Annotated in this window: 19 protein-coding genes and 1 pseudogene; 10 read left to right on the top strand and 10 right to left on the bottom strand. The window is 72.7% G+C overall.

The genetic code is table 11. The annotated features are described in order from the left end of the window. The first annotated feature begins 71 nt into the window (after positions 1-71). Positions 72-476: a VOC family protein gene (locus tag OG245_RS10825; protein WP_371623314.1), complete on the top strand. Its 405-nt coding sequence runs from the start codon at positions 72-74 to the stop codon at positions 474-476. Between the two features lie 66 nt (positions 477-542). On the opposite strand, the gene OG245_RS10820 is transcribed toward OG245_RS10825, so the two are convergent. The 3 genes and pseudogenes from OG245_RS10820 to nirB all read right to left on the bottom strand — a co-directional run bounded on the left by OG245_RS10820 (position 543) and on the right by nirB (position 4,831). Then, the gene (locus tag OG245_RS10820; protein WP_371627857.1) at positions 543-1,709 is read right to left on the bottom strand and encodes an alkaline phosphatase PhoX; all 1,167 of its coding nucleotides are present in this window, start codon (positions 1,707-1,709) and stop codon (positions 543-545) included. A gap of 171 nt (positions 1,710-1,880) precedes the next feature. After that, positions 1,881-2,243: pseudogene (nirD, locus tag OG245_RS10815) on the bottom strand (nitrite reductase small subunit NirD); the annotation flags it as partial. Continuing rightward, a complete protein-coding gene (gene nirB / locus OG245_RS10810) occupies positions 2,243-4,831 on the bottom strand; it encodes a nitrite reductase large subunit NirB (RefSeq protein ID WP_371623313.1) in 2,589 nt (862 codons plus the stop codon). The pseudogene nirD and the gene nirB, both read right to left, overlap by 1 nt. Before the next feature lie 177 nt (positions 4,832-5,008). Here nirB and OG245_RS10805 point away from each other — a divergent pair, with 177 nt between their 5' ends. Then, entirely contained in the window at positions 5,009-5,800 is a 792-nt protein-coding gene (locus tag OG245_RS10805; protein ID WP_371623312.1) for a TSUP family transporter, read from the top strand. A 15-nt stretch (positions 5,801-5,815) separates the two neighbouring features. Here OG245_RS10805 and OG245_RS10800 read toward each other — a convergent pair whose 3' ends face one another. From OG245_RS10800 to OG245_RS10785, 4 genes are all read right to left on the bottom strand, one after another. Then, complete coding sequence (locus tag OG245_RS10800; RefSeq protein ID WP_371623311.1) at positions 5,816-6,448, bottom strand: class F sortase; 633 nt, start codon at positions 6,446-6,448, stop codon at positions 5,816-5,818. Between the two features lie 82 nt (positions 6,449-6,530). Further along, on the bottom strand, positions 6,531-7,076 hold the full coding sequence (locus OG245_RS10795; protein ID WP_073801515.1) for a hypothetical protein: 546 nt from the start codon (positions 7,074-7,076) through the stop codon (positions 6,531-6,533). 398 nt (positions 7,077-7,474) lie between these two features. Next, the gene (locus OG245_RS10790) at positions 7,475-7,954 is read right to left on the bottom strand and encodes a DUF5990 family protein (protein WP_371623310.1); all 480 of its coding nucleotides are present in this window, start codon (positions 7,952-7,954) and stop codon (positions 7,475-7,477) included. Between the two features lie 73 nt (positions 7,955-8,027). Then, complete coding sequence (locus OG245_RS10785) at positions 8,028-8,840, bottom strand: aminotransferase class IV family protein (RefSeq protein WP_371623309.1); 813 nt, start codon at positions 8,838-8,840, stop codon at positions 8,028-8,030. 95 nt (positions 8,841-8,935) lie between these two features. Between OG245_RS10785 and OG245_RS10780 the strand changes: the two genes are divergently transcribed. The 3 genes from OG245_RS10780 to OG245_RS10770 all read left to right on the top strand — a co-directional run bounded on the left by OG245_RS10780 (position 8,936) and on the right by OG245_RS10770 (position 10,460). Further along, positions 8,936-9,562, top strand: coding sequence for an NADPH-dependent FMN reductase (locus OG245_RS10780; RefSeq protein ID WP_371623308.1), 627 nt, complete (start codon positions 8,936-8,938; stop codon positions 9,560-9,562). Between the two features lie 71 nt (positions 9,563-9,633). After that, a complete protein-coding gene (cutA, locus tag OG245_RS10775; protein WP_371623307.1) occupies positions 9,634-9,975 on the top strand; it encodes a divalent-cation tolerance protein CutA in 342 nt (113 codons plus the stop codon). 8 nt (positions 9,976-9,983) lie between these two features. Then, the gene (locus tag OG245_RS10770; RefSeq protein ID WP_371623306.1) at positions 9,984-10,460 is read left to right on the top strand and encodes a gamma-glutamylcyclotransferase family protein; all 477 of its coding nucleotides are present in this window, start codon (positions 9,984-9,986) and stop codon (positions 10,458-10,460) included. Between the two features lie 327 nt (positions 10,461-10,787). On the opposite strand, the gene OG245_RS10765 is transcribed toward OG245_RS10770, so the two are convergent. Then, entirely contained in the window at positions 10,788-11,576 is a 789-nt protein-coding gene (locus tag OG245_RS10765) for a vancomycin high temperature exclusion protein (RefSeq protein ID WP_371623305.1), read from the bottom strand. Positions 11,577-11,816: 240 nt separating this feature from the next. Between OG245_RS10765 and OG245_RS10760 the strand changes: the two genes are divergently transcribed. The 5 genes from OG245_RS10760 to OG245_RS10740 all read left to right on the top strand — a co-directional run bounded on the left by OG245_RS10760 (position 11,817) and on the right by OG245_RS10740 (position 18,938). Beyond that, a complete protein-coding gene (locus tag OG245_RS10760) occupies positions 11,817-12,755 on the top strand; it encodes a sirohydrochlorin chelatase (RefSeq protein ID WP_371623304.1) in 939 nt (312 codons plus the stop codon). 53 nt (positions 12,756-12,808) lie between these two features. Then, the gene (locus tag OG245_RS10755) at positions 12,809-14,158 is read left to right on the top strand and encodes a deoxyguanosinetriphosphate triphosphohydrolase (RefSeq protein ID WP_371623303.1); all 1,350 of its coding nucleotides are present in this window, start codon (positions 12,809-12,811) and stop codon (positions 14,156-14,158) included. A 125-nt stretch (positions 14,159-14,283) separates the two neighbouring features. Beyond that, positions 14,284-15,543 carry an NAD(P)/FAD-dependent oxidoreductase gene (locus tag OG245_RS10750; protein WP_371623302.1) on the top strand — a complete coding sequence of 420 codons (1,260 nt, stop codon included), beginning with the start codon at positions 14,284-14,286 and terminating at the stop codon, positions 15,541-15,543. Between the two features lie 127 nt (positions 15,544-15,670). Then, positions 15,671-17,593, top strand: a complete 1,923-nt coding sequence (gene dnaG / locus OG245_RS10745) for a DNA primase (RefSeq protein ID WP_371623301.1) — start codon at positions 15,671-15,673, stop codon at positions 17,591-17,593. A gap of 262 nt (positions 17,594-17,855) precedes the next feature. Then, complete coding sequence (locus OG245_RS10740) at positions 17,856-18,938, top strand: RNA polymerase sigma factor (protein WP_371623300.1); 1,083 nt, start codon at positions 17,856-17,858, stop codon at positions 18,936-18,938. A gap of 16 nt (positions 18,939-18,954) precedes the next feature. Here the strand turns inward: OG245_RS10740 and OG245_RS10735 are convergent, their stop codons facing one another. After that, positions 18,955-20,883 (bottom strand): ABC transporter ATP-binding protein, encoded by a 1,929-nt coding sequence (locus OG245_RS10735; RefSeq protein ID WP_371623299.1) that lies wholly within the window; start codon positions 20,881-20,883, stop codon positions 18,955-18,957. Then, entirely contained in the window at positions 20,883-22,616 is a 1,734-nt protein-coding gene (locus OG245_RS10730) for an ABC transporter ATP-binding protein (protein WP_371623298.1), read from the bottom strand. The genes OG245_RS10735 and OG245_RS10730 overlap by 1 nt, the downstream gene beginning before the upstream one ends. Positions 22,617-22,726 lie beyond the last annotated feature (110 nt).

Below are 22,726 nucleotides of genomic sequence, written 5' to 3'. Positions count from 1 at the left end.
CGCCGTCCAACCATCGAAAGCGCCGGACGGACCACCGCGGGCGCCACGGGACAGAGGAAGAGGAAAAGACCATGGCTCGGATGATCTTCGTGAACCTGCCGGTGAAGGACCTGGAGACGACCGTGGGTTTCTTCGGGAAGCTCGGCTTCACGACCAACCCGGCGTTCAGCGACGACAGGACCGCGTGTCTGGTCATCAGCGACACGATCTTCGCCATGCTGATGACGGAGGAGCGCTTCAAGGACTTCACCAAGAAGGACGTCGTCGACGCCTCGAAGGCGACCGAGGTCATCCTCGCCCTCAGCGCCGACAGCCGCGAGAAGGTCGACGAGATCGTCGACGCGGCGCTGGCCTCGGGCGGGTTCCCCGCGGGCGAGACGCAGGACATGGGCTTCATGTACGGCCGCTCGTTCCAGGACCCCGACCACCACATCTGGGAGGTCATGTGGATGGACGAGGCCGCCGCCCAGGGCTGAGCGGTCCGGCCCGCAAGGGCGTGCGCCGGGGGCACGGGGGAGCCCCGGCGCACGCGGGCGCCCGCGTCAGTCGCGGAACGGCCCCTTCACCTCGTACGTGATGCCGCCGGAGGAGCTGCCGCTCGTCCCGCGCTGCGAGGAGAAGTAGAGGCGGCTGCCGTCCGGCGAGAACGCGGGACCGGTGATCTCCGAACCGGACTGGCCGGTGATCCGCAGGAACGGGGCCACCGTGTCGTCCGGCGTGATCAGGCAGATCTCCATGTTCCCGCCGTCCTCCGCGATGTAGAGGTCCCCGGACCCGGACCGCGTGACGTTGTCCACGCCGGTCAGCGGGGCCGAGCCGCTCGTCACCAGCGAGTCGTCGTAGGCGAGCGAGATCGACGAGGCGTTCGCGTCGTACGCCCACACCCGGTTGTCGCCCTTGGTGGTGAACCAGCAGGTGCCCGCCGCGTAGAAGCAGCCCTCACCGCCGTTGAACACCTTCGCCCCGGACACCTGGTGCCGCGTCTGGGTGGAGGAGGCGGCCGGATCGGGCACGTTCGCCCAGGTGACCGGACCGGAGACGGCCGTGCCCGCGACCAGCACCTGAAGGGTGCCGCTCGACAGGTTCCCCCAGGTCGTGGGCCGGAAGCGGTAGAAGCGGCCGTCGCTCTCGTCCTCGGTGAGGTAGACGTACCCGTGGTCCGGGTCGGCGGCGGCGGCCTCGTGCTTGAAGCGGCCCATCGCCGGACGCCGCACCGCCGCGTTCACGCCCCAGGGGTCGGTCTCGTAGACGTACCCGCGGGTGACCTCCTCGCAGGACAGCCAGGTCTTCCACGGGGTGGCGCCGCCCGCGCAGTTGTTGTTCGTGTCGGCCAGGATCCGGTAGGCGGACGTCACCGTCCCCGAGGAGTCGAACCTCACCGCGCTCGCCCCGCCCCCGCTGCTCGGGGACACCTCGGCGTTGGAGACGTAGATCCAGCCCGAGCCGTCGGCGTAGGTCGCCCCGCCGTCGGGCGCGCTGTGCCAGCGGTAGGAGGTGCCGGGCACGGTCTGCCCGGAGCGGGCGACGACGCGGCTGGTGAAGCCGCTGGGCAGCTGGATGCCGTTGCCGTTGGCCGCCTGGAGCGCGCCGTACGGGCCGGGGGCCGGCTGGGCCGGGTCGGCGAAGGCGGCGCCCCGCCACAGCGTGCCGCCGAAGGCGGCCGCCGAGCTGCCGATCACCGCGGTGCGCAAGAAGGTCCGACGTTCCACGATCACTCCACGCATGAGTGTGGGGCCCGCCGCTCCGGACGGACCGGCGGGTCGCGCGTCAGGACTGTAGGGGAGCGGAGTTGACGGAGCGTCACGCGCGGGTGAACGGGCGGCGGACGAGTTGCGCAGGCCGCGTCTCCCACGGCCCGGCACCTCCGGGCCGGCCGGTCGGTCCGCCCGTACGGCGAAGACCGGCACCGCCGTCCCGTCGTCGTCCAGGCACGCGCCCGTCGCCAGGTCGAACCGCTGCTTCAGCAGCGGGGAGGCCACGAACGGCCGCCCGCCCGCGGAGCCGAGCAGGCCGCGCGAGAGGACGTACGCCCCGGTGAACGGGTCCCGGTTGCCGATCGCGTACACCTGACCGGCCCGGTCCATGAAGACGGCCGCCTGGTCCCCGTCCGGCAGCAGCACCGCCACGCCCCGCCCGGGGGTCAGCAACGCCCGGTCGCAGACCGTCAGCCAGTCGTTCCCGTGGGCGAGCCGGACGCTTCCGGTACCGGTGTCCCGCTCGGTCGTGATCGTCGCGGTGGTCATCAGGATGCGGCCCCTTCGAGGGTGCGGACGGCGAGCACGGGTCCCGCGAGCAGTTCCAGATCCGGCTTGATCTGGTCCCTCTCCGGAACGAACCTCACCGAGGGGTCGGGGGCGTCGGGGGCGTTGACGAAGGTGACGAAGCGCCGCAGCCGCTCCGGGTCGTCGATGGTCTCGGCCCACTCGTCGCGGTATCCGGCGACATGGTCGGCCATCATCCGCTCCAGCTCCTCGCAGAGCCCCAGCGAGTCGTGGACGACCACGTCCCGGACGTGGTCCAGGCCGCCGTCGATCCGCTCCAGCCACGCGGAGGTGCGCTCCAGACGGTCGGCGGTGCGGATGTAGAACATCAGGAACCGGTCGATGAGCCGCACCAGTTCGGCGTCGGAAAGGTCCTGGGCCAGCAGGTCCGCGTGGCGCGGGGTGGCCCCGCCGTTGCCGCCGACGTAGAGGTTCCAGCCCTGGGCGGTGGCGATGATCCCGAAGTCCTTGCCCCGGGCCTCCGCGCACTCGCGGGCGCACCCGGAGACCGCCGACTTCAGCTTGTGCGGGGCGCGCAGGCCCCGGTAGCGCAGCTCCAGGTCGATCGCCATCCGCACGGAGTCCTGCACGCCGTAGCGGCACCAGGTCTGCCCCACACAGGACTTCACCGTGCGCAGCGACTTCCCGTACGCGTGCCCGGACTCGAAGCCCGCGTCCACCAGCCGGGTCCAGATCAGCGGCAGTTGATCGACCCGGGCGCCGAAGAGGTCGATGCGCTGGCCGCCGGTGATCTTCGTGTAGAGGCCGAAGTCGCGGGCCACCTCGCCGATGACGATGAGCTTCTCCGGGGTGATCTCGCCGCCGGGGATGCGCGGCACGATCGAGTACGACCCGTTGCGCTGGAGGTTGGCCAGAAAGTGGTCGTTGGTGTCCTGGAGTGCCGCCTGCTCACCGTCCAGCACATAGCCGCTCGCGCCGACGGTCGGCGCCAGCGAGGCGATGACCGAGCCGACCGTCGGCTTGCAGACCTCGCAGCCGTCCCCGCCGCGCGCCTCCTCGCGGCCGTGCGAGTCGAGCAGGGAGGCGAAGGAGGTGACCTCCAGGGTGCGGACGATCTCGTACACCTCGCTGCGGCTGTACGGGAAGCAGCCGCACAGCCCCGCGTCCGCCGGCGGCGGCATCAGCTGCCCGATCACCTTCAGGCAACTGCCGCAGCCCGTGCCGGCCTTGGTGCACTTCTTCACCTCGGTCAGCGCCGTGTGCTCGCAGATCGCGCCCTTGGTCACGTTGTGGCAGGAGCAGATCACCGCCTCGTCCGGCAGCGCGGAGGGGCCGAGCGCCACCGGACCGCCCGCCCCGGCCGGCAGCACCAGCTGCTCGGGGGCGACCGGCAGCACCGTGCCCGTCATCGGCCGCAGCGTGCCGTACTGGTCCGCGTCCCCGACCAGCACGCCGCCCAGCAGCGTTCCGTCCGGCCCGATCACCAGCTTCTTGTAGACCCCCGACCGGGCGTCGGAGTACACGACGTCGAGCGCCCCCTCGGCGCTCCCGTGCGCGTCGCCGAACGAGGCCACGTCCACCCCGAGCAGCTTCAGCTTCGTCGACAGGTCCGCACCCGTGAACGCGGACCGGCCGCCCGCGATCACCTCGGCCGCCGTCTGCGCCATCTCGTAGCCCGGCGCGACCAGCCCGTACACCCGGCCGTCCGAGGCCAGCGCGCACTCGCCGATCGCGAACACCGCCGGGTCGGAGGTCCGGCACTCCTCGTCCACGACGATCCCGCCGCGCTCCCCGACCGCCAGACCGCACTCCCGGGCCAGCTGGTCCCGGGGCCGCACGCCCGCCGAGAAGACGACGAGATCGACGGCGAGCGAGGACCCGTCCGACAGCGCCATCCCCGTCACCGCCCCGTCCTCGCCCGCGGTGACCTCCTGCGTCCCGACCCCGGTGTGCACCGCGAGGCCCATGTCCTCGATGGTGCGCAGCAGCGCCGCGCCCCCGCCCTCGTCCACCTGGACCGGCATCAGCCGCGGCGCGAACTCCACCACATGGGTGGCGAGCCCGAGCCCCTTCAGCGCCCCGGCCGCCTCCAGACCGAGCAGCCCGCCGCCCACCACCGCACCGGTGGCCGCGCCCTTCGCGTACTCCTCGATCGCGAGCAGGTCCTCGATCGTCCGGTACACGAAGCAGCCCCGGGCGTCCTTCCCCGGCACCGGCGGCACGAACGGGTACGAGCCCGTCGCCAGCACCAGCGTGTCGTACGGGAACACCGCCCCGGACCGCGCGGTCACCGTCCGCCCCGCCCGGTCGACGCCGGTCGCCGGGTCGCCGACGTACAGCTCGATGCCGTGCCGGTCCATGAAGTCCGCCTCCACCAGGGAGAGGTCCTCGGGGCTCCGCCCGTCGAAGTACGAGGTGAGCCGCACCCGGTCGTAGGCGGGCCGGGGCTCCTCGCAGAGCACGACGACCCGGGCGGCGCCGGCCGCCGGGGTCAGCCCGCGGTCGGCGAGTGCCTCCAGGAACCGCTGGCCGACCATGCCGTGCCCGACGACCACGATCGTCGGAACGGCGGTGTGCGCCAGGGCGTTCGGGGTGGTGGGCTCCGGCATCTCAGTGGCCTCCGTCGGTTGTCCTCATGCCCCGAGCGTGGGCGGGAGGTGTTACCCGGCCGCATCCCGCCTGTTTCCCGGGCGGAACCTTGCGCTCAGCGACGGCGCCGGGGCCCTGTGAGGGCCAGGAAGCGGACCGGGAGGAGGGAGGGAACGACAGGCGTCTAATGTCGGGTCGTGCCTGACATAACCCTGACCACACTGGTGCTCCTCTGCCTCGCCGCGGCCGCCGCGGGCTGGATCGACGCGGTGGTGGGCGGCGGCGGACTGCTGCTCCTGCCCGCGCTGCTGCTCGGCCTGCCGAACGTCCCGGCGGCCCAGGTGCTCGGCACCAACAAGGCCGTCGCGATCGTCGGCACCTCGGGCGCGGCCGTCACCTTCCTGCGCAAGGCGCCGGTACGGGTGGGGCTGGCGGTGCGGGTCGGGCTGATGGCGCTCGCCGGGTCGATGGCCGGGGCGTTCTTCGCCGCCGGGATCAGCAGCGAGGTGCTCCGGCCGGTGATCATGGTCGTGCTGCTGGGGGTGGCGGCCTTCGTGCTGCTGCGCCCGTCCTTCGGTACCGCAGCGGCGGGCGACGGCACGGACCGGCCGGTCGCCCGAGCCAGGGTCGTCACGGCGATCGTGCTGGTCGGCGGCGGCATCGGCTTCTACGACGGGCTGTTCGGGCCGGGCACCGGCACCTTCCTCGTGCTGGCCCTGAGCGCCGTGCTCCACCTGGACCTGGTGACCGCGTCGGCCACCGCGAAGATCGTCAACGTGTGCACCAACGCGGGGGCGCTGGCGATGTTCGCGTACCAGGGCACCGTGCTGTGGCAGCTCGCGGCCGTGATGGCGGTCTTCAACCTGGCGGGCGGGATGATCGGGGCCCGGATGGCGCTGAGCCGGGGGAGCGGCTTCGTCCGGGCGGTGCTGCTGACCGTGGTCTTCTCGCTGGTCGCCAAGCTGGGCTTCGACCAGTGGAACGCGTGAGGACGACGAGGGTTCTCAGCGGACTTCGGTGAGGTGCGCGTACGCCACCACGTTGCCCTGGTAGCCGGTCTCCTTCGAGAAGCCGCCGCCGCAGGTGATCAGCCGGAGCGAGGCGTGCGGGGAGTCGCCGTAGACGCGCTGGTCGGGGAAGTCGTCGTTGTCGTAGACCTCGATGGCGTCGATCGAGAACACGGCCGTGCGCCCGTCCTCGCGGACCACCTCGACCGTGGTCCCCTTGATCAGGGCCCCCAGGGCGTAGAAGACGGACGGGCCGTCCGCGTTGTCCACGTGCCCCGCGACGATCGCGGTGCCCCGCGCGCCGGGCGGGACGCCGTCCGCGTACCAGCCCGCGAGGTTGCGGTCCTCGTCCGGCGGCACGTCGAGGCTGCCGTCGGCGGCCAGCCCCAGCCGGGTCATCGGCGCGTCCACCTCGATGCTCGGGATGCGGATGCGGACCGGCTCGGAGGGGTTCAGCGGCTCGGCGACCGGGGAGCCGGGCTGGAGCTGGGGCCCGGCGGCGAAGGCCTGGGCGCTGGAGGGCTGCGGCGGGATCAGCTGGCCGCCGGGGCCGTTCTGGATGAGCCAGATGCCGCACAGCACGGCGATGCCCACCAGCCAGCCCTTGGCCTTCTGCGCGCTCGGTGACACGGCGTCGTCCTCGGTCGGTGGTCCGGGGCGGACGGGGCGCGCTCGGGGACGCGCCCCGCCCGGTCAGGGGGGAAGCGGCGGTTCAGCTTCCTTCGGCGCCCTCGGTGCGGCGGCGCAGCAGCCACAGCCCGCCGACGGCGGCCAGGCCGATCACGCCGACGCCGAGGGCCACCTGCGTGGAGTCCGGTTCGACGCTGCCGCCGACCCCGGTCCGCACATGGCCGGACGGGCGGTCGTGGATGGGCTTCTCGTGCTTGCCGCCGCCGATCACTTCCAGATCGCCGACCGCGTCCTTGCCGTTGTCGCAGGAGACGATGATCTCGTAGGTGCCGGGCCGGGTGTCGTGCGGCACGGTGAACTTGCCGACCACGACCTCCTTGTGGGTGCCGGGACGTACCTCGAAGTCCCCGGCGTCCAGGGAGTTCGCGTCCCCGATGCCCGAGCCCTTCTTGCCGCAGGCGGTGGTGTTCACGGTGACGGTGGCACCGGGTGCCGCGGTCGACGGGGTGATCTCCAGACGGCCGAATTCGCCCGCGTACGCGGACGGAGCGGCGGCGGTGAGACCGAACGCGATGACGGTGAACGCGGCACCGACGGTGCCGGTCACGAGGCGGGCAGGACTGCGCATGGGGATCCTCCGGGCAGACGGCGCGAGCGGGTGTGTCCTGTCCCGAGCCAACGGGGGCCCGGCCCGCCACGCCTTCTGACGCGAAGTCAGCTTTCACCCGTACGGACCGGCGCGGCACCCTTGCCGGAATGGATCACCGCAGGTCGCGGCGGTGCGGCTGGGCCGTTCGGTCCGTGCTGCCGCTCCGGGTGCCGATCGGGTGAGGAGCGCCGTAAGGTGTGACGCAGGTCACATGTGTGACCTCGTGGGCCCCGGGCACACGCAAGACACCCCCCACGGGACGGATCCCCCCCGCCCCCCAGGGCGCCGCCCCCTCCGGTCCACTCCCCCCTGGACCGGAGGGGGCGGCGTCGCGTCCGCCTCCGGCCGCTGCCGCTGCTTCCGGCGCCCGGGGCTCCTCAGGCCTCTTCCGCGCCACCCGTCCCGCCGGTGGCGCTCCAGGTGATCCGCGGCGGACGCACCCGGGCGCAGAGCGGCTGCCCCTTGGCGTCGGTGAGCCCGAGCCGTCCGGTGAGGTGGCCGGAGCGCGCGGCGGCTTCGAGGACGGCCGGGTCGATGTCGTCGAACATCAGCTTGGCGCGCCGGAACATGGTGAAGACCCCGGCCCCGTCCACCGTGCCCCACGACAGATAGACGAACCGCCCGCCCAGCCGGTTCTGGACGTACGGCCCCGACACCTCGATCCCGTCCGCCGTCGCGGTGGCCGTGCAGTCGAGCACCCACGAGGCGGAGGGGGCGTCGCCGGGGTGCGGGTCGAGCAGTTCGCCCGGCCGGTCCTTGCGCTGGACGCCGACGTGGATGTTCGCGTACCCGGGGAAGTCGCTGTCCGGGCCGCAGTCGCGGCCGGGGAGGGCCGATGCCTCGATATGGATCTGCATGCCCCCATGGTCCGGCACGGCCGGAGCGGACGCCCCGCCCACCCCGCGCGGGGCGTCGCCCGTGTGGGGTGTCTCACACGGTGTCCTCCGGAGTGCCGTCGTACACGGCGTCCAGCTCCCGCATCAGCTCCTCGTCCACCGCGAACGCGGTGTCGTCGATCCGCCGCACCGGCGCGATGCCCTGGGAGTTGCAGATGAACGCGGCCGGATAGCGGGCCACCCCGTCCGGGCCCTCCAGCGTCACCGGGCGGCGCGCCGACGGCCGTCCGGCCCGCTCCAGTCCCTGCTCCAGCAGGGTCATCGTGATGCCGATGAGTGCCGGGGCGTCGGGCCACACCACCGAACTCCCGTCCCAGAAGCCGATGTTCGTGATCGCTCCCTCGGTCACCACTCCGCCCGGCGCGGTCAGCAGCGCCTCGTCGAACCCCGCCCGCCCCGCCAGGATTCCGTAGTACGTCTGCCCGAACTCGCCCGGCCGTTTGATGTGCGGGGCCGTGCGCGCGTACGGCACCGACATCAGGCTCCGCGGCCCGGCCGGCATGACGGAGGGCTCCCGGACCGTGACCATCAGCGTCGTGCGCGTCGCGCCGGGCGGCAGATAGCCGTTCACCCGCACCGAGGCGTCCCGCAGCCCCGCCCCGACCAGGGCGTGCCGGATCAGCTCGCGCACCTGCTCGCCGTCCATCGGCAGGTCGAACAGCTCCCGGTTCGCCGCGTCCAGCCGGGCGAGATGCGGTCCGAGGCCCCGCACCCTGCCGTCCCGCACCTGTAGGGCGGTGAAGTGGCCGTAGCCGTGCAGCGCGGGGATCCGGAGGTCCTCCTCGGTGGCCGGGCGGCCGTCGAACTCGATGTGGGGCAGGGGTGTGTCCGGCCGGTGCGTCGTCATGCGGCCACCGTAGGCGGGCCGTCCGCGGCCGGACCGGCAGGCTCCGGACGGGGCCGCTTGACCTCAACCATGGTTGAGGCGGAAGGGTCGACGCCATGGACATCACAGCCGCATCCACGTCATCCACCGTGCCCGCCGCCGAGCCCGCCCCCCTCAAGGTGGCCGTCATCCTCGGCAGCAACCGCGACGGCCGTTTCGGACCCGTCGTCGCCGACTGGCTCCTGGCCCGCGCGGCGAGCCACCCCGGTATCGAGACCGACCTGGTCGACGTCGCCGAGGCCGATCTCCCCACCGCGATCACCTTCAGCCCCGGGCCCGAGGAGGCGGCCCGGCTCGGCGCGGTCTCCGCCCGGCTCGCGGCGGCCGACGCCTTCGTCGTCCTCACACCCGAGTACAACCACTCGTTCCCCGCACCGCTGAAAACGCTCATCGACTGGCACAGCGCGGAATGGCAGGCCAAACCCGTCGCCTTCGTCAGCTACGGAGGCATCTCCGGCGGGCTGCGGGCCGTCGAACAGCTCCGGCAGGTCTTCGCCGAACTGCATGCCGTCACCGTCCGCGACACCGTGTCCTTCCACAACGCCGGCGCCCTCTTCGACGACGAGGGACGCCATCTGGACCCGGAGCCCGCCGACGCGGCGGCCAAGACGCTGCTGGACCAGCTGGTGTGGTGGGGCACCGCCCTGCGCGAGGCCCGGAACCTCCGTCCGTACGGCGCCTGACCCGTCGTGGGCCGACAATCGCATCGAAGGCCCACGGGCGAAGAGCCCGCCGTACTCCGAGGAGACCGACGATGACAGCGCCGCCGGCATGGCTGACCGTACTGACCACGACCGACAGCGAGGACAAGGCCCACGCCCTGGCGCAGTCGGCGGTGGAGGCCAGGCTGGCGGCCTGCGCGCAGATCTCCGCACCCGTCACCTCCGTCTACCGGTGGCAGAACGCCATCGAGACGACCGAGGAGTGGCAGGTGCTCTTCAAGACGACGACGGAACGCTACGACGAGCTGGAGGAACACCTCCAGCGGGAGCACGACTACGAGACGCCGGAGATCATCGCCCTGCCGGTGATCCGGGGCAGCGCCTGCTACCTCGGCTGGGTGACGGCGGAGACGGCGCCCCCGGCCGCCCTGTGACGGCGGCCATGACCACGACCGCACCCGGCGGCCCCGACGCCGCCGAACTGCCCTTCTTCGTGTACGGGACGCTGCTGCCGGGCGAACCCAACCACGACCTGTTCCTCCGGGGCCGCACGGCGGCGGAGCGGCCGGCGGTGCTGCCCCGGGCCCTGCTCTACGACGGCCCCGGCTACCCGTATGCGATCGAGGGCCACGGCCGCGTGCACGGCACCCTGCTCGCCGCCGCGCCCGGGGTGTACGGGGAACTGCTCGGGCTGCTGGACCACCTGGAGGAGTTCCTCGGCCCCGGCCACCCGCGCAACCTGTACGAACGCGTCGTCCGCGAGGTCGAGCTGCCGGGGCGGGGCGCGTCGGAGGCCGGGGAGCCGGTACGGGCCTGGGTCTACCTCGCCGCGGCCGCCGTCACCCGCTCGCTGCGGACCGGCGGCGTCCTCATCCCCGAGGGGCGGTGGACCACCGGACGCGCGGCGGACGACTCCTAGGGCGTGTTTCGAAAGTCCCGCCTGCTCGGCGACGCCTGGCACTTCCCCAAGCTCTCGGCTTCGCTCGAGCAGGGGAGGCCCCATCCCTCGCCGCGTTGTCGGGATCACCCCGATACATCCAGTATCGGGGCGACCCTCCGCCTTGCGATCGCACGCACCAGACGCCGCCGAGCCCGCCCTCCGGGCGGACGGCGCTACTTTCGAAACACGCCCTAGGAGACGCCCGGCCGAGCCGTCGGCGCGGGGCCTCACCCGCCTGCGCCGACGGCTCGGCACCGGGCCTCACCCGTCCGGCGCACGCAGCGGCCGCGCCGCGCCGCGCGGCCGTCAGCGCCCCCCGGTGGCCAGCGCTTCCGTCACACCCCGCTCCTCGGGCCCGAGGAAACGCGGGTCGGGCCGGAGCAGGGCGTCCAGCGCGGCCTTGCCCGAGGCCGCCAGCTCCCGGGCGCCGCCGTAGTACCAGGTGGCGTCCCGCGGCTCGTCGACCCCGACGCCGTACGCGTCGATCCCGGCCGACCGGCACAGGGCGACCGCCCGGTGGATGTGGAAGCCCTGGCTCACCAGCACCGCGCGGTCGACCCCGAAGATCTTCTTGGCCCGCACACAGGAGTCCCAGGAGTCGAACCCGGCGTAGTCGCTCACGATCCGCTCGTCCGGCACCCCGCGCCCGGTGAGATACGTGCGCATCGCGTCCGGCTCGTCGTACTCCACGCGGCTGTTGTCCCCGGTGACCAGGACGACCTTCACCTTCCCGGTGCGGTACAGCTCGGCCGCCGCGTCCAGCCGGTGCGCGAGGTACGGGGTCGGCCGGCCCTTCCACAGCCCGGCGCCGAACACCACCGCGACCTCCCGCGCCGGGGCCTCGGCCGTCGTGCCCACCCGTTCACCGGCCTCCACACGCATCCAGGTCGCGGGCGCCAGGACCAGCACACAGGCGGCCACCAGCCCCTGCACCAGCAGCCGTTGCACCCGCCGGGTGCGCGGCAGCCGCAGCGCGAACCGCTCGGACGTCCGCAGGCCGATGGGCCGCGCCGACCGCCGGTGCTCCTTCAGCCACCGCCCGAGCGCCGCCCGTCTCTCCCCGGCCGCCCCGCTCCCGCCGTTCCTCCCGCGCACCTGAACCCCCCTGTCGTTCCTCTGTCCGTCGCGCCGTCCGCGCCACCCGCCCCCACCCCTCCTGACGACCGGAACGCCGCAAAGGTTCGCCGGCCGCCCCGGTTGTGGCCTGCGACACCGACAGGGGAAGCGGTGTGCGGGGGCCCGCGCACACCGCCGCCGACCTCACCGTGAGGCGGCGGAAAACGCCTGTGACCCTCGCGCAACGGCCCGGCAACCTCCGCCCGGCACCATCGGTCCATGACGGAGCAGCCCCCCGAACAGCCCCACCGGCCGGCCCCGATGGCCGACGGCACCACGCACCTCCCCACCCGCGTCACCGACCGGCTCGGCGACCGGCTCGGCCCCGCCCCCCGGAACGGAACCAGCGGCCCCGTGCACCGCACCCGGCAGCCCGACCGCCCCGCGGAGGAGCGACACGGCGCGTCCGCCCCGTCCCTGGTCGCCGTGGCGCACGGCAGCCGCGACCCGGAGGCCCCGCGCACCGTGCTGGCCCTCCTGGACCGGGTGCGCGACCTGCGCCCCGGCCTCGACGTCCGGCTCGGCCACATCGAGCTGAACCGGCCGCTGCTCCCGGACACCCTGGACGGCCTGCGCGGGGCCGACGCCGTCCTCGTACCGCTGCTCCTGGGACGCGGCCACCACGTCAAGCACGACCTGCCCGGCAGGGCGGCCGCCGCACCCGGCGTACGCACCCGGATCGCCGCGCCGCTGGGCCCCCACCCCCTGCTCGTCGAGGCCCTGTACGGGCGGCTCGCCGAAGCCGGCTGGGACCCCGCCGACGAGGGCGGCCGGCGCGCGGGCGTGGTCCTCGCCGCCGCCGGATCCCGCGACCCCGACTCCGCCCGGGACACCCGGCACACCGCCCGCATGCTCGCGACGCGCCTCGGCGTGCCCGTCGTCCCCGCGTACGCCTCCGCCGCCGCGCCCACCGTCCCGGCCGCCCTGCGCGCCCTGGCGGCCCGGGGCCGCCACCGGACCTTCGTCGCCTCGTACTTCACCGCACCCGGACGCTTCGCGAGCGCCTGCGCCGACGCCGTGCCGCACGGGGCCGCCGCCCCGCTCGGCGCCCACCCGGCGATGGCCCGCCTCGTACTGCACCGCTACGACCGGGCACGGGCCGCCGCGGAGGGCGCCCCGGCCCCCGCCGACGCGGTGAGCCTGCTCGCTTCCGCCTGACATCCGGGCCCGCACACGCCACGTTGTCCGTCCCGGTCGCTACTGTCGGAGCCATGGACGGCACACAGGGCGCACACGGGGCAGATCCGGCACACGGCGAACACGGCGCACGGAGCGGACGAGGGGCGAGCCCCTACGGGCCCGCCGACACCGAGCGCTTCGACACCGAGGAGGACAAGCGCCCCGGCCGCACCGCCTTCCAGCGCGACCGCGCCCGGGTCCTGCACTCCGCCGCCCTGCGCCGGCTCGCCGGGAAGACCCAGGTCGTGACGCCCGGCACCCGCTCCCTCGTCTGGGACGCCAGCCCCCGCACCCGGCTCACCCACTCCCTGGAGTGCGCCCAGGTCGGCCGCGAGCTGGGCGCGGTCCTCGGCTGCGACCCCGACCTGGTGGAGACGGCGTGCCTGGCCCACGACATGGGCCACCCGCCGTTCGGCCACAACGGCGAACAGGCCCTCAACGACTTCGCCTCCGACTGCGGCGGCTTCGAGGGCAACGCCCAGTCGCTGCGCCTGCTGACCCGCCTGGAACCCAAGCGCTTCGTCCGCGACCCGCGCACCGGCGACCTGGTCAGCGTCGGCCTCAACCTCACCCGGGCCGCCCTCGACGCCGCCACCAAGTACCCCTGGCCGCGCGGCGCGCACCCCACCGACCCGCACTCCGCCAAGTTCGGCGTGTACGCCGACGACGTCCCGGTCTTCGCCTGGGCCCGCGAGGGCGCCCCCGAGGGCCGTACCTGCTTCGAGGCCCAGGTCATGGACTGGTCCGACGACGTGGCGTACAGCGTCCACGACTTCGAGGACGGCCTGCACGCCGGGCACATCGACCCCAACTGCCTCTACGCCGAGCCGGAGCGCCAGGAGATCTGGGCGGTCGCCATCGGCCGCTACGTCCCCGCCGGCACCGACCCGCAGGAGCTGTCGGAGGCCCTGGACCGGCTCATCGACCAGGACTGGTGGCCGCACGGCTACGACGGCTCCGCCGTGGCCCAGGCCCGGCTGAAGGACGCCACCAGCCAGCTCATCGGCCGCTTCTGCACGGAGGCCGAGACCGCCACCCGTGCCGTGTACGGCCCCGGCCGCCTCGGCCGTTACGGCGCCGAGCTGGTCGTCCCGCGCGCGGTGCGCCACGAGTGCGCGGTGCTCAAGGCGGTCGCCGACCGCTACGTCATGCAGCGCGCCGAGCAGGAGGCCATCCGCGCCGAGCAGCGCGTCGTGATCGCCGAGCTGGCCGCCGCCCTCACCGCCCGCGCCCCCGAGGGCCTGGAGCCGCACTTCCGCGCCCTGTTCGACCAGGCGCCCGACGACCACGCCCGCAAGCGGGTCCTCGTCGACCAGATCGCGGCGCTCACGGACGCCTCCGCACGATCCCTGCACGCCGCGCTCACCGCTCCTCGCGGGTGACCGGCAGACTGGAACCTGACCACTGGGGGTGACCAGTTCCGGGCACCCCCTCTTTCGCCATCACGCTGCGTGCGGGACGCTCGCAGCTGGGGGCGCCGCGCAGCACAGCACTGAGGAGGCATCAAGTGGTCGACGCACACCAGACGTTCGTCATCGTCGGAGCAGGACTCGCAGGGGCGAAGGCGGCCGAGACGCTGCGCGCCGAAGGGTTCACCGGCCGGGTGATCCTCATCGGCGACGAGCGCGACCACCCCTACGAACGGCCGCCGCTCTCCAAGGGCTACCTGGACGGCAAGGCCGAACGCGACAGCGTCTTCACCCATGAACGCGCCTGGTACGCGGGCGCCGACATCGAACTGCACCTCGGCCAGCCGGTCACCGCGCTCGACCGGTACGCGAAGACCGTGCAGCTCGGCGACAACACCGTCATCCACTACGACAAGCTGCTGCTGGCCACCGGCTCCGAGCCGCGCCGCCTGGACGTCCCCGGCACCGACCTGGCCGGCGTCCACCACCTGCGCCGCCTCGCCCACGCCGACCGGCTGCGCAACGTGCTCGCCGCCCTCGGCCGCGACAACGGCCACCTGGTGATCGCCGGAGCCGGCTGGATCGGCCTGGAGGTCGCCGCCGCCGCCCGCGGCTACGGGGCCGAGGTCACCGTCGTCGAGGCCGAGCCCACCCCGCTGCACCAGGTCATCGGCCCCGAGCTGGGCCAGATCTTCACCGAACTGCACAGCGCGCACGGCGTCCGCTTCCACTTCGGCGCCCGCCTCACCGAGATCACCGGCCAGGACGGCATGGTGTTCGCCGCCCGCACCGACGACGGCGAGGAGCACCCCGCCCACGACGTGCTCGCCGCGATCGGCGCCGCCCCGCGCTCCGCGCTCGCCGAGGCCGCGGGCCTGGAGATGGCCGACCGCGCCCACGGCGGCGGCATCGCCGTGGACGCCTCCCTGCGCACGTCCGACCCGCACATCTACGCCGCCGGGGACGTCGCGGCCGCCGCCCACCCGCTGCTCGGCGCCCGGCTCCGCGTCGAGCACTGGGCGAACGCCCTGAACGGCGGACCGGCCGCCGCCCGCGCCATGCTCGGCCAGGACGTGAGCTACGACCGCGTCCCGTACTTCTTCTCCGACCAGTACGACCTGGGCCTCGAATACTCCGGCTGGGCCCCGCCCGGCTCCTACGACGAGGTGATCATCCGGGGCGACGCCGGGAAGCGGGAGTTCATCGCGTTCTGGCTGAAGGACCGCCGCGTCCTGGCCGGGATGAACGTCAACGTGTGGGATGTCACCGAAACGATCCAGGAGCTGATCCGGGAGCGCCGGCAGCACGACCCGGAAGCCCTCGGGGACCCGTCGGTCCCGCTGGCCTCCCTGCTCTGAGCACCCCCGCCGCGCGCCGGACAGCCCTTAGGTCGTGTCGGGGTGCTGTCGGGGTGCCTGACCATCCTGCGTGGGCGGGCGGCGTCCGATTGTCAGGCACCCCCCGGCCCACCCGTAGACTTCACCCGTGGCTGGCAGGATCAACGACGACGACGTGAAGGCGGTACGGGACGCTGTCCCGATCGACTCCGTCGTGTCCGAATACCTCCAGCTGCGCAACGCGGGCGGCGGAAACCTCAAGGGCCTCTGCCCCTTCCACGACGAGAAGTCCCCCTCCTTCCAGGTCAGCCCCGGCAAGGGCCTGTTCCACTGCTTCGGCTGCCAGGAGGGCGGCGACACGATCGCCTTCGTGATGAAGATCGACCACCTCTCCTTCTCGGAGACGGTCGAGCGCCTCGCCGCCAAGGCGGGCATCACCCTCCGCTACGAGGAGGGCGGCTACAACCCCTCCCACCAGCGCGGCGAACGCATCCGCCTGATCGAGGCCCACCAGGCCGCCGCCGATTTCTACGTCCGCGCACTGGAGAGCCCCGAGGCCGAGATCGGCCGGAAGTTCCTCGCCGAGCGCGGCTTCGACCAGGACGCCGCCGCCCACTTCCGCGTCGGCTACAGCCCGGCCGGCTGGGACCACCTCACCCGCTATCTGCGCGGCAAGGGCTTCAGCGACAAGGAGCTGATCACCTCCGGCCTCTCCCAGGACGGCCGCCGCGGCCCCATCGACCGCTTCCGCGGCCGGCTGATGTGGCCCATCAGCGACACCGCCGGGGAGATCGTCGGCTTCGGCGCCCGCAAGCTGCGCGACGACGACAACGGCCCGAAGTACCTCAACACCCCCGAGACCCCGGTCTACAAGAAGTCCCAGGTGCTGTACGGCATCGACCTGGCCAAGAAGGACATCGCCAAGGCCAGCCGCGCCGTCGTCGTCGAGGGCTACACCGACGTCATGGCCTGCCACCTCGCCGGGGTCACCACCGCCATCGCCACCTGCGGCACCGCCTTCGGCAACGACCACATCAAGATCCTGCGCCGCCTCCTCATGGACAACGGCAGCGCCCGCGTCATCTTCACCTTCGACGGCGACTCGGCCGGGCAGAAGGCCGCCCTGCGCGCCTTCGAGGACGACCAGAAGTTCGCCGCCGAGACCTACATCGCCATCGCCCCGGACGGCATGGACCCCTGCGACCTGCGGCTCGCCAAGGGCGACGACTCCGTACGCGACCTGGTCGAGCCGCGCACCCCGCTCTTCGAGTTCGCCCTGCGCCAGATCGTCGGCCGGTACGACCTGGAGACCCCGGCGGGCCGCGCCGCCGCCCTCGACGAGGCCGCCGCCGTCGTCGCCAAGATCAAGACGAGCAGCGTGCAGCGCGAGGTCGCCGTCCAGCTCGCCGGCCTCGTCGGCATCCTCGACCAGGAGTTCGTCGTCCACCGCGTCGCCCAGCTCGCCCGCTGGGCCCGCGACAAGGGCGGCGACCACGGGGAGCGCGGCGGCCGGCGCGGCGGCCCCCAGGGCCCGCGGGGCGGCGCCCCGCAGCAGTCCGCCCCCGCCCCCGGCTTCTCCGGACCCGCGCTCAACCTCCGCAGCCCCGCCCACCGCACCGAGCGCGAACTGCTCAAGCTCGCCCTCCAGAAGCCCGCCCTGGTCTCCCCGGCCTTCGACGCGTACGGCGTGGACGAGTTCACCGCCCCGCCCTACGCCGCCGTGCGCCAGTGCATCGCGGAGGCGGGCGGCGCCGAACAGGGCCTCGCCGACGACCGCGAGTATCTGGTCGCCGTCATGGACGCCGCCCCCGACAACACCGTGCGCAGCCTCGTCACCGAGCTGGCCGTCGAGGTCTTCATCGGCAAGACCATCGACGAGACGTACGCCGGCATGCAGCTCGTCCACGTCCGGCTGCGTGCCGTGGACCGCCGCATCGACGACGTCCAGAGCAGCCTCGCCCGCCTCGGCAGCAACGTGGCGCCCCAGGACCTGGCCGCCGCGCAGAACGAGGTCTGGGTGCTCCAGCAGTACGCCCAGTCCCTGCGCGCCCACGGCGCCGCCGCGCTCTGAGGGGCTGCCGGGCCCACCCGGCAGCCCCCGGGCCGAGCCCCCTCGCGCGTGCCGCCGGGCCCAGGCGCGACCGGCCGCGGTAATCGGCCGGTGACGGACCGGAACCAGAAAGTCCCCGCACGCCCCTCGTGACAGTCGTGTGTCGTACCCCACACTGGGGAATGTCTGAGTCATCGGAGCACGCCGGTCCGCAGGAGAGCACCTCGGGGCCGGAGACCTCCATCCCCCGTCAACCGGCAGCGATCACCTGGAGGTCGCCCCCGTGCAGACCCGGACCGTGACGACCACGACCGAGCCCATCCCGGCGCAGAACAGGTACCTGCACCACCCGGAGGCCACCGCCGGCCCGCCCGGACGCGCACCCGAGGCAGTCATGGTCGAAGCGACGCACCTCCCCGACCCCCCGGAGCCGCGGAACCGGGCGGACTCCGGCGGCCCCACCTCCGACCTGTTCCGGCAGTATCTGCGCGAGATCGGCCGCATACCGCTGCTCACCGCCGCCGAGGAGGTCGAACTCGCCCGCCGCGTCGAGGCCGGGCTCTTCGCCGAGGAACGCCTCGCGGGCACCCCCGACCTCGACTCCCGTCTCGCCGGGGACCTGGACCGGCTGGTGGTGATGGGCCGCACGGCCAAACGCCGCCTCATCGAGGCCAACCTCCGCCTCGTCGTCTCCGTCGCCAAACGCTACGTCGGCCGCGGGCTGACCATGCTCGACCTGGTCCAGGAGGGGAACCTCGGACTGATCCGGGCCGTGGAGAAGTTCGACTACGCCCGGGGCTACAAGTTCTCCACGTACGCGACCTGGTGGATCCGCCAGGCCATGTCCCGCGCGCTGGCCGACCAGGCCCGCACCATCCGCGTCCCGGTCCATGTCGTGGAACTGATCAACCGCGTGGTGCGGGTCCAGCGCCGCCTCCTCCAGGAACGCGGCGTCGAGCCGACCGCCGAGGACATCGCCCGCGAGCTCGACCTGACGCCCGAGCGGGTCACCGAAGTCCTCCGCCTGGCCCAGGAGCCCGTCTCCCTCCACGCCCCCGTCGGCGAGGAGGACGACGTCTCCTTCGGCGACCTCATCGAGGACGGCGACGCCGCCTCGCCCGTCGAGTCCGCCGCCTTCCTCCTGCTGCGCGAACACCTGGAGGCGGTGCTCTCCACCCTCGGCGAGCGCGAACGCAAGGTCGTGCAACTGCGGTACGGACTGGAGGACGGGCGGCCCCGCACCCTGGAGGAGATCGGCCGGATCTTCGGCGTGACACGCGAACGTATCCGCCAGATCGAGTCCAAGACCCTCAAGCGGCTGCGGGACCACGCCTTCGCCGACCAACTCCGCGGCTACCTCGACTGATCCGCCGGGGCCCTCTCTAGTCCACCTCGGCCAGCGCCTCGGCGAACTGGGCGGCGTACAGCCGGGCATAGGCGCCCCCGGCGGCCAGCAGCTCCTCGTGCGTGCCCTGTTCGACGATCGAGCCGTTCTCCATCACCAGGATCACGTCCGCGTCCCGGATCGTGGAGAGCCGGTGCGCGATCACGAACGACGTACGCCCGTGGGCCAGGCGCGCCATCGCCTTCTGGATCAGCACCTCGGTCCGGGTGTCCACCGAGCTGGTCGCCTCGTCGAGCACCAGGATCACCGGGTCGGACAGGAACGCCCGCGCGATGGTGATCAGCTGCTTCTCGCCCGCGCTGACCCCGGAGCCGTCGTCGTCGATCACCGAGTCGTACCCGTCGGGCAGCGTCCGGACGAACCGGTCCGCGTGCGCCGCCCGGGCCGCCTCCTCGATCTCCTCCCGGGTGACCTCGCGCGAAGCGCCGTACGCGATGTTCTCCGCGATCGTCCCGCCGAACAGCCACGTGTCCTGGAGCACCATGCCGATGGAGGACCGCAGCTCGTCCCGCGACATCTTCGCCACGTCGACCCCGTCGAGCGCGATCCGCCCGCCGGTCACCTCGTAGAACCGCATCAGCAGGTTGACCAGCGTCGTCTTGCCGGCGCCGGTCGGACCGACGATCGCGACGGTCTGCCCGGGCTCCACACGCAGTGACAGATCCTCGATCAGCGGCTTCTCCGGGTCGTAGCGGAAGGCCACCTTCTCCAGGGAGACCCGGCCCTCCAGCCGCTCCGGGCGCTCGCCGTGCTCCGGGTCCGCGTCCTGCTCCTCGGCGTCCAGCAGCTCGAAGACCCGCTCCGCCGAAGCGATGCCGGACTGCACCAGGTTGGCCATCGAGGCGACCTGCGTCAGCGGCATCGAGAACTGCCGCGAATACTGGATGAACGCCTGCACGTCACCGATCGACAGCGCGCCCGAGGCGACCCGGAGCCCGCCGACCACCGCGACCAGCACGTAGTTGATGTTCGAGATGAAGAACATCAGCGGCTGCATGATCCCGCTGGCGAACTGGGCCTTGAACCCCGCCTCGTACAGCGCGTCGTTCTGCTCGGCGAAGTCCCGCGCGGACTCCTCCTGCCGGCCGAAGACCTTCACCAGGGTGTGCCCGGTGTACATCTCCTCGATGTGGGCGTTGAGCTTCCCCGTCACCCGCCACTGCTGCACGAACTGCGGCTGCGACCGCTTGCCGACCCGCGTCGCCACGACCACCGACAACGGGATCGTCACCAGCGCGACCAGCGCCAGCAGCGGCGAGATCCAGAACATCATGATCAGCACGCCGACGATCGTCAGCAGGGAGTTGATGAGCTGCCCCATCGTCTGCTGGAGGGTCTGCGAGATGTTGTCGATGTCGTTCGTCGCCCGGCTCAGCACCTCACCGCGTTTGGCCCGGTCGAAGTACGACAGCGGCAGCCGCGCCAGCTTCGTCTGGAGGTCCTCGCGCAACTGGAACACGATCCGGTTGATGATCCGGATCGACACCCGCGTCGCCACCAGCATCAGCAGCCCGGCACCGACGTAGATCACCAGCGCCACCAGCAGGACGTTCCCCACCGCGCCGAAGTCGATGCCCTCGCCCGGGGTGAAGTCCACCCCCGAGAGCATGTCGGCCATGGAACCGCGGCCGTCCTCACGCAGTGCCTCGATCGCCTGCGCCTTCGTCGTGCCCTCGGGCATCCCGCGCCCGACGACACCGCCGAAGATCAGGTCGGTCGCCCTGCCGAGGATCTTCGGCCCGGCCACCGAGAGCGCGACGCTCACCGTCACGGCGGCCAGCATCAGCCACAACGAGGTCTTCTCCCGGCCGAACCGCCTCAGCAGCCGCTTGCTCGACCCCTTGAAGTCCATCGACCGGTCGGTGGGCGCGCCCCCGGCCATCATCCGTCCGCCCGGACCGGCCATTACGCGGCCTCCGCTTCCGTCAGCTGGGAGAGCACGATCTCCCGGTAGGTTTCATTGCCGTCCATCAGCTCGTGATGGGTGCCCGTGCCCACGACCCGGCCCTCGTCCAGCACCAGGATCCGGTCCGCGTCACGGATGGTGGACACCCGCTGCGCCACGATCACCACGGTCGCCCCGGCCGTCTCCCGGCCCAGCGCCGCCCGCAGCGCGGCGTCGGTCGCGTAGTCCAGCGCGGAGAACGAGTCGTCGAACAGATAGATCTCCGGGCGCTGCACCAGCGTCCGGGCGATGGCGAGCCGCTGTCGCTGACCGCCGGACACATTGGTGCCGCCCTGCGCGATCGGCGCGTCGAGCCCGTGCTCCAGCGCCTCGACGAACTCCTTGGCCTGAGCCACCTCCAGCGCGTGCCACAGCTCCTCGTCGGTGGCGTCCGGATTCCCGTACCGCAGGTTCGTCGCCACCGTCCCCGAGAAGAGGTACGGCTTCTGCGGCACCAGGGACACCGTCTTCGCCAGCAGCACCGGATCCAGCGTCCGCACGTCCTCGCCGTCGACCAGCACCTCGCCGTCCGTCACATCGAACAGCCGGGGTACGAGCCCGAGCAGCGTGGACTTCCCGCTGCCCGTCGACCCGATGACCGCGGTCGTCTCCCCGGGCCGGGCCACCAGCTCCACGGCCCGCAGCACCGGCTCCTCCGCGCCCGGATAGCGGAACTCCGCGCCCCGCACCTCCAGATGCCCGTGCCGCCGCAGCTCCGTCACCGGCGCGACGGGCGGCACGACGCTCGACTCGGTCCCGAGGACCTCCTCGACGCGCTCGGCGCACACCTCGGCGCGCGGCACCATCATGAACATGAAGGTGGCCATCATCACGGCCATCACGATCTGCATCAGATAGGCGAGGAACGCGGTCAGCGCGCCGATCTGCATCCCCCCGCTGTCGATCCGGTGCGCGCCGAACCACACCACCGCGACCGACGACAGATTGACCACCGTCATCACGGTCGGGAACATCAGCGCCATCAGCCGCCCGGTCGCCACCGACACATCGGTCAGCTCGGTGTTCGCCCCCCGGAACCGCTCCTCCTCGTACCCGTCCCGGACGAAGGCGCGGATGACCCGGTTGCCGGTGATCTGCTCGCGCAGCACCCGGTTCACCCCGTCCAGCCGCTCCTGCATGGTGCGGAACAGCGGCCGCATCCTCTTCACGATCAGACCGACCGAGACGCCGAGCACCGGCACGACCGCCAGCAGCACCGCGGAGAGCGGCACGTCCTGGCCGAGCGCCATGATGATGCCGCCGACGCACATGATCGGGGCCGACACCATCAGCGTGAACGCCATCAGCACCAGCATCTGGATCTGCTGGACGTCGTTGGTGGTCCGGGTGATCAGCGAGGGAGCCCCGAAACGCCCCAGCTCACGCGCGGAGAAGGACTGCACCCGGTCGAAGACGGCGGCCCGCACATCGCGCCCGAGGGCGGAGGCGGTCCTGGCCCCGTAGTACACGGCCCCCACGTTGCAGAGCACCTGAACGACGCTGACGGCGATCATGAGACCGCCGAACTCCAGGATGTAGCCGGTATCGCCCGAGACGACACCGTTGTCGATGATGTCGGCGTTCAGGCTGGGCAGGTACAGCGTGGCGCAGGTCTGGAGCAGCTGGAGGAACACCAGCAGCATGATGGGTTTCTTGTACGGGCCCAGGTGGGCCCGCAGGAGTTTTATGAGCACGCGGGTCTCTCGGAATCGGCGGACGGCTGAGGCCGCCCCAGTTTCGCGTACGCCGTACTCCGATCGCGAACCTTTTTCGCCAAGCCCAGGTCAAACCTGGAGCGCGCGGG

This window comes from Streptomyces sp. NBC_01116 (assembly GCF_041435495.1).
GTDB lineage: Bacteria > Actinomycetota > Actinomycetes > Streptomycetales > Streptomycetaceae > Streptomyces.
This window is presented reverse-complemented; position numbering and strand designations above follow the sequence as displayed.

Bases quoted from the DNA above. Each gene is read 5' to 3' on its own strand.
- OG245_RS10755 (WP_371623303.1), top strand. From the start codon at position 12,809: ATGGACGGCACACAGGGCGCACACGGGGCAGATCCGGCACACGGCGAA.
- OG245_RS10795 (WP_073801515.1), bottom strand. From the start codon at position 7,076: ATGCGCAGTCCTGCCCGCCTCGTGACCGGCACCGTCGGTGCCGCGTTC.
- OG245_RS10735 (WP_371623299.1), bottom strand. From the start codon at position 20,883: ATGGCCGGTCCGGGCGGACGGATGATGGCCGGGGGCGCGCCCACCGAC.
- OG245_RS10785 (WP_371623309.1), bottom strand. From the start codon at position 8,840: ATGACGACGCACCGGCCGGACACACCCCTGCCCCACATCGAGTTCGAC.
- OG245_RS10760 (WP_371623304.1), top strand. From the start codon at position 11,817: ATGACGGAGCAGCCCCCCGAACAGCCCCACCGGCCGGCCCCGATGGCC.
- cutA (WP_371623307.1), top strand. From the start codon at position 9,634: ATGACAGCGCCGCCGGCATGGCTGACCGTACTGACCACGACCGACAGC.
- nirB (WP_371623313.1), bottom strand. From the start codon at position 4,831: ATGCCGGAGCCCACCACCCCGAACGCCCTGGCGCACACCGCCGTTCCG.
- OG245_RS10770 (WP_371623306.1), top strand. From the start codon at position 9,984: ATGACCACGACCGCACCCGGCGGCCCCGACGCCGCCGAACTGCCCTTC.
- OG245_RS10825 (WP_371623314.1), top strand. From the start codon at position 72: ATGGCTCGGATGATCTTCGTGAACCTGCCGGTGAAGGACCTGGAGACG.
- OG245_RS10780 (WP_371623308.1), top strand. From the start codon at position 8,936: ATGGACATCACAGCCGCATCCACGTCATCCACCGTGCCCGCCGCCGAG.
- OG245_RS10790 (WP_371623310.1), bottom strand. From the start codon at position 7,954: ATGCAGATCCATATCGAGGCATCGGCCCTCCCCGGCCGCGACTGCGGC.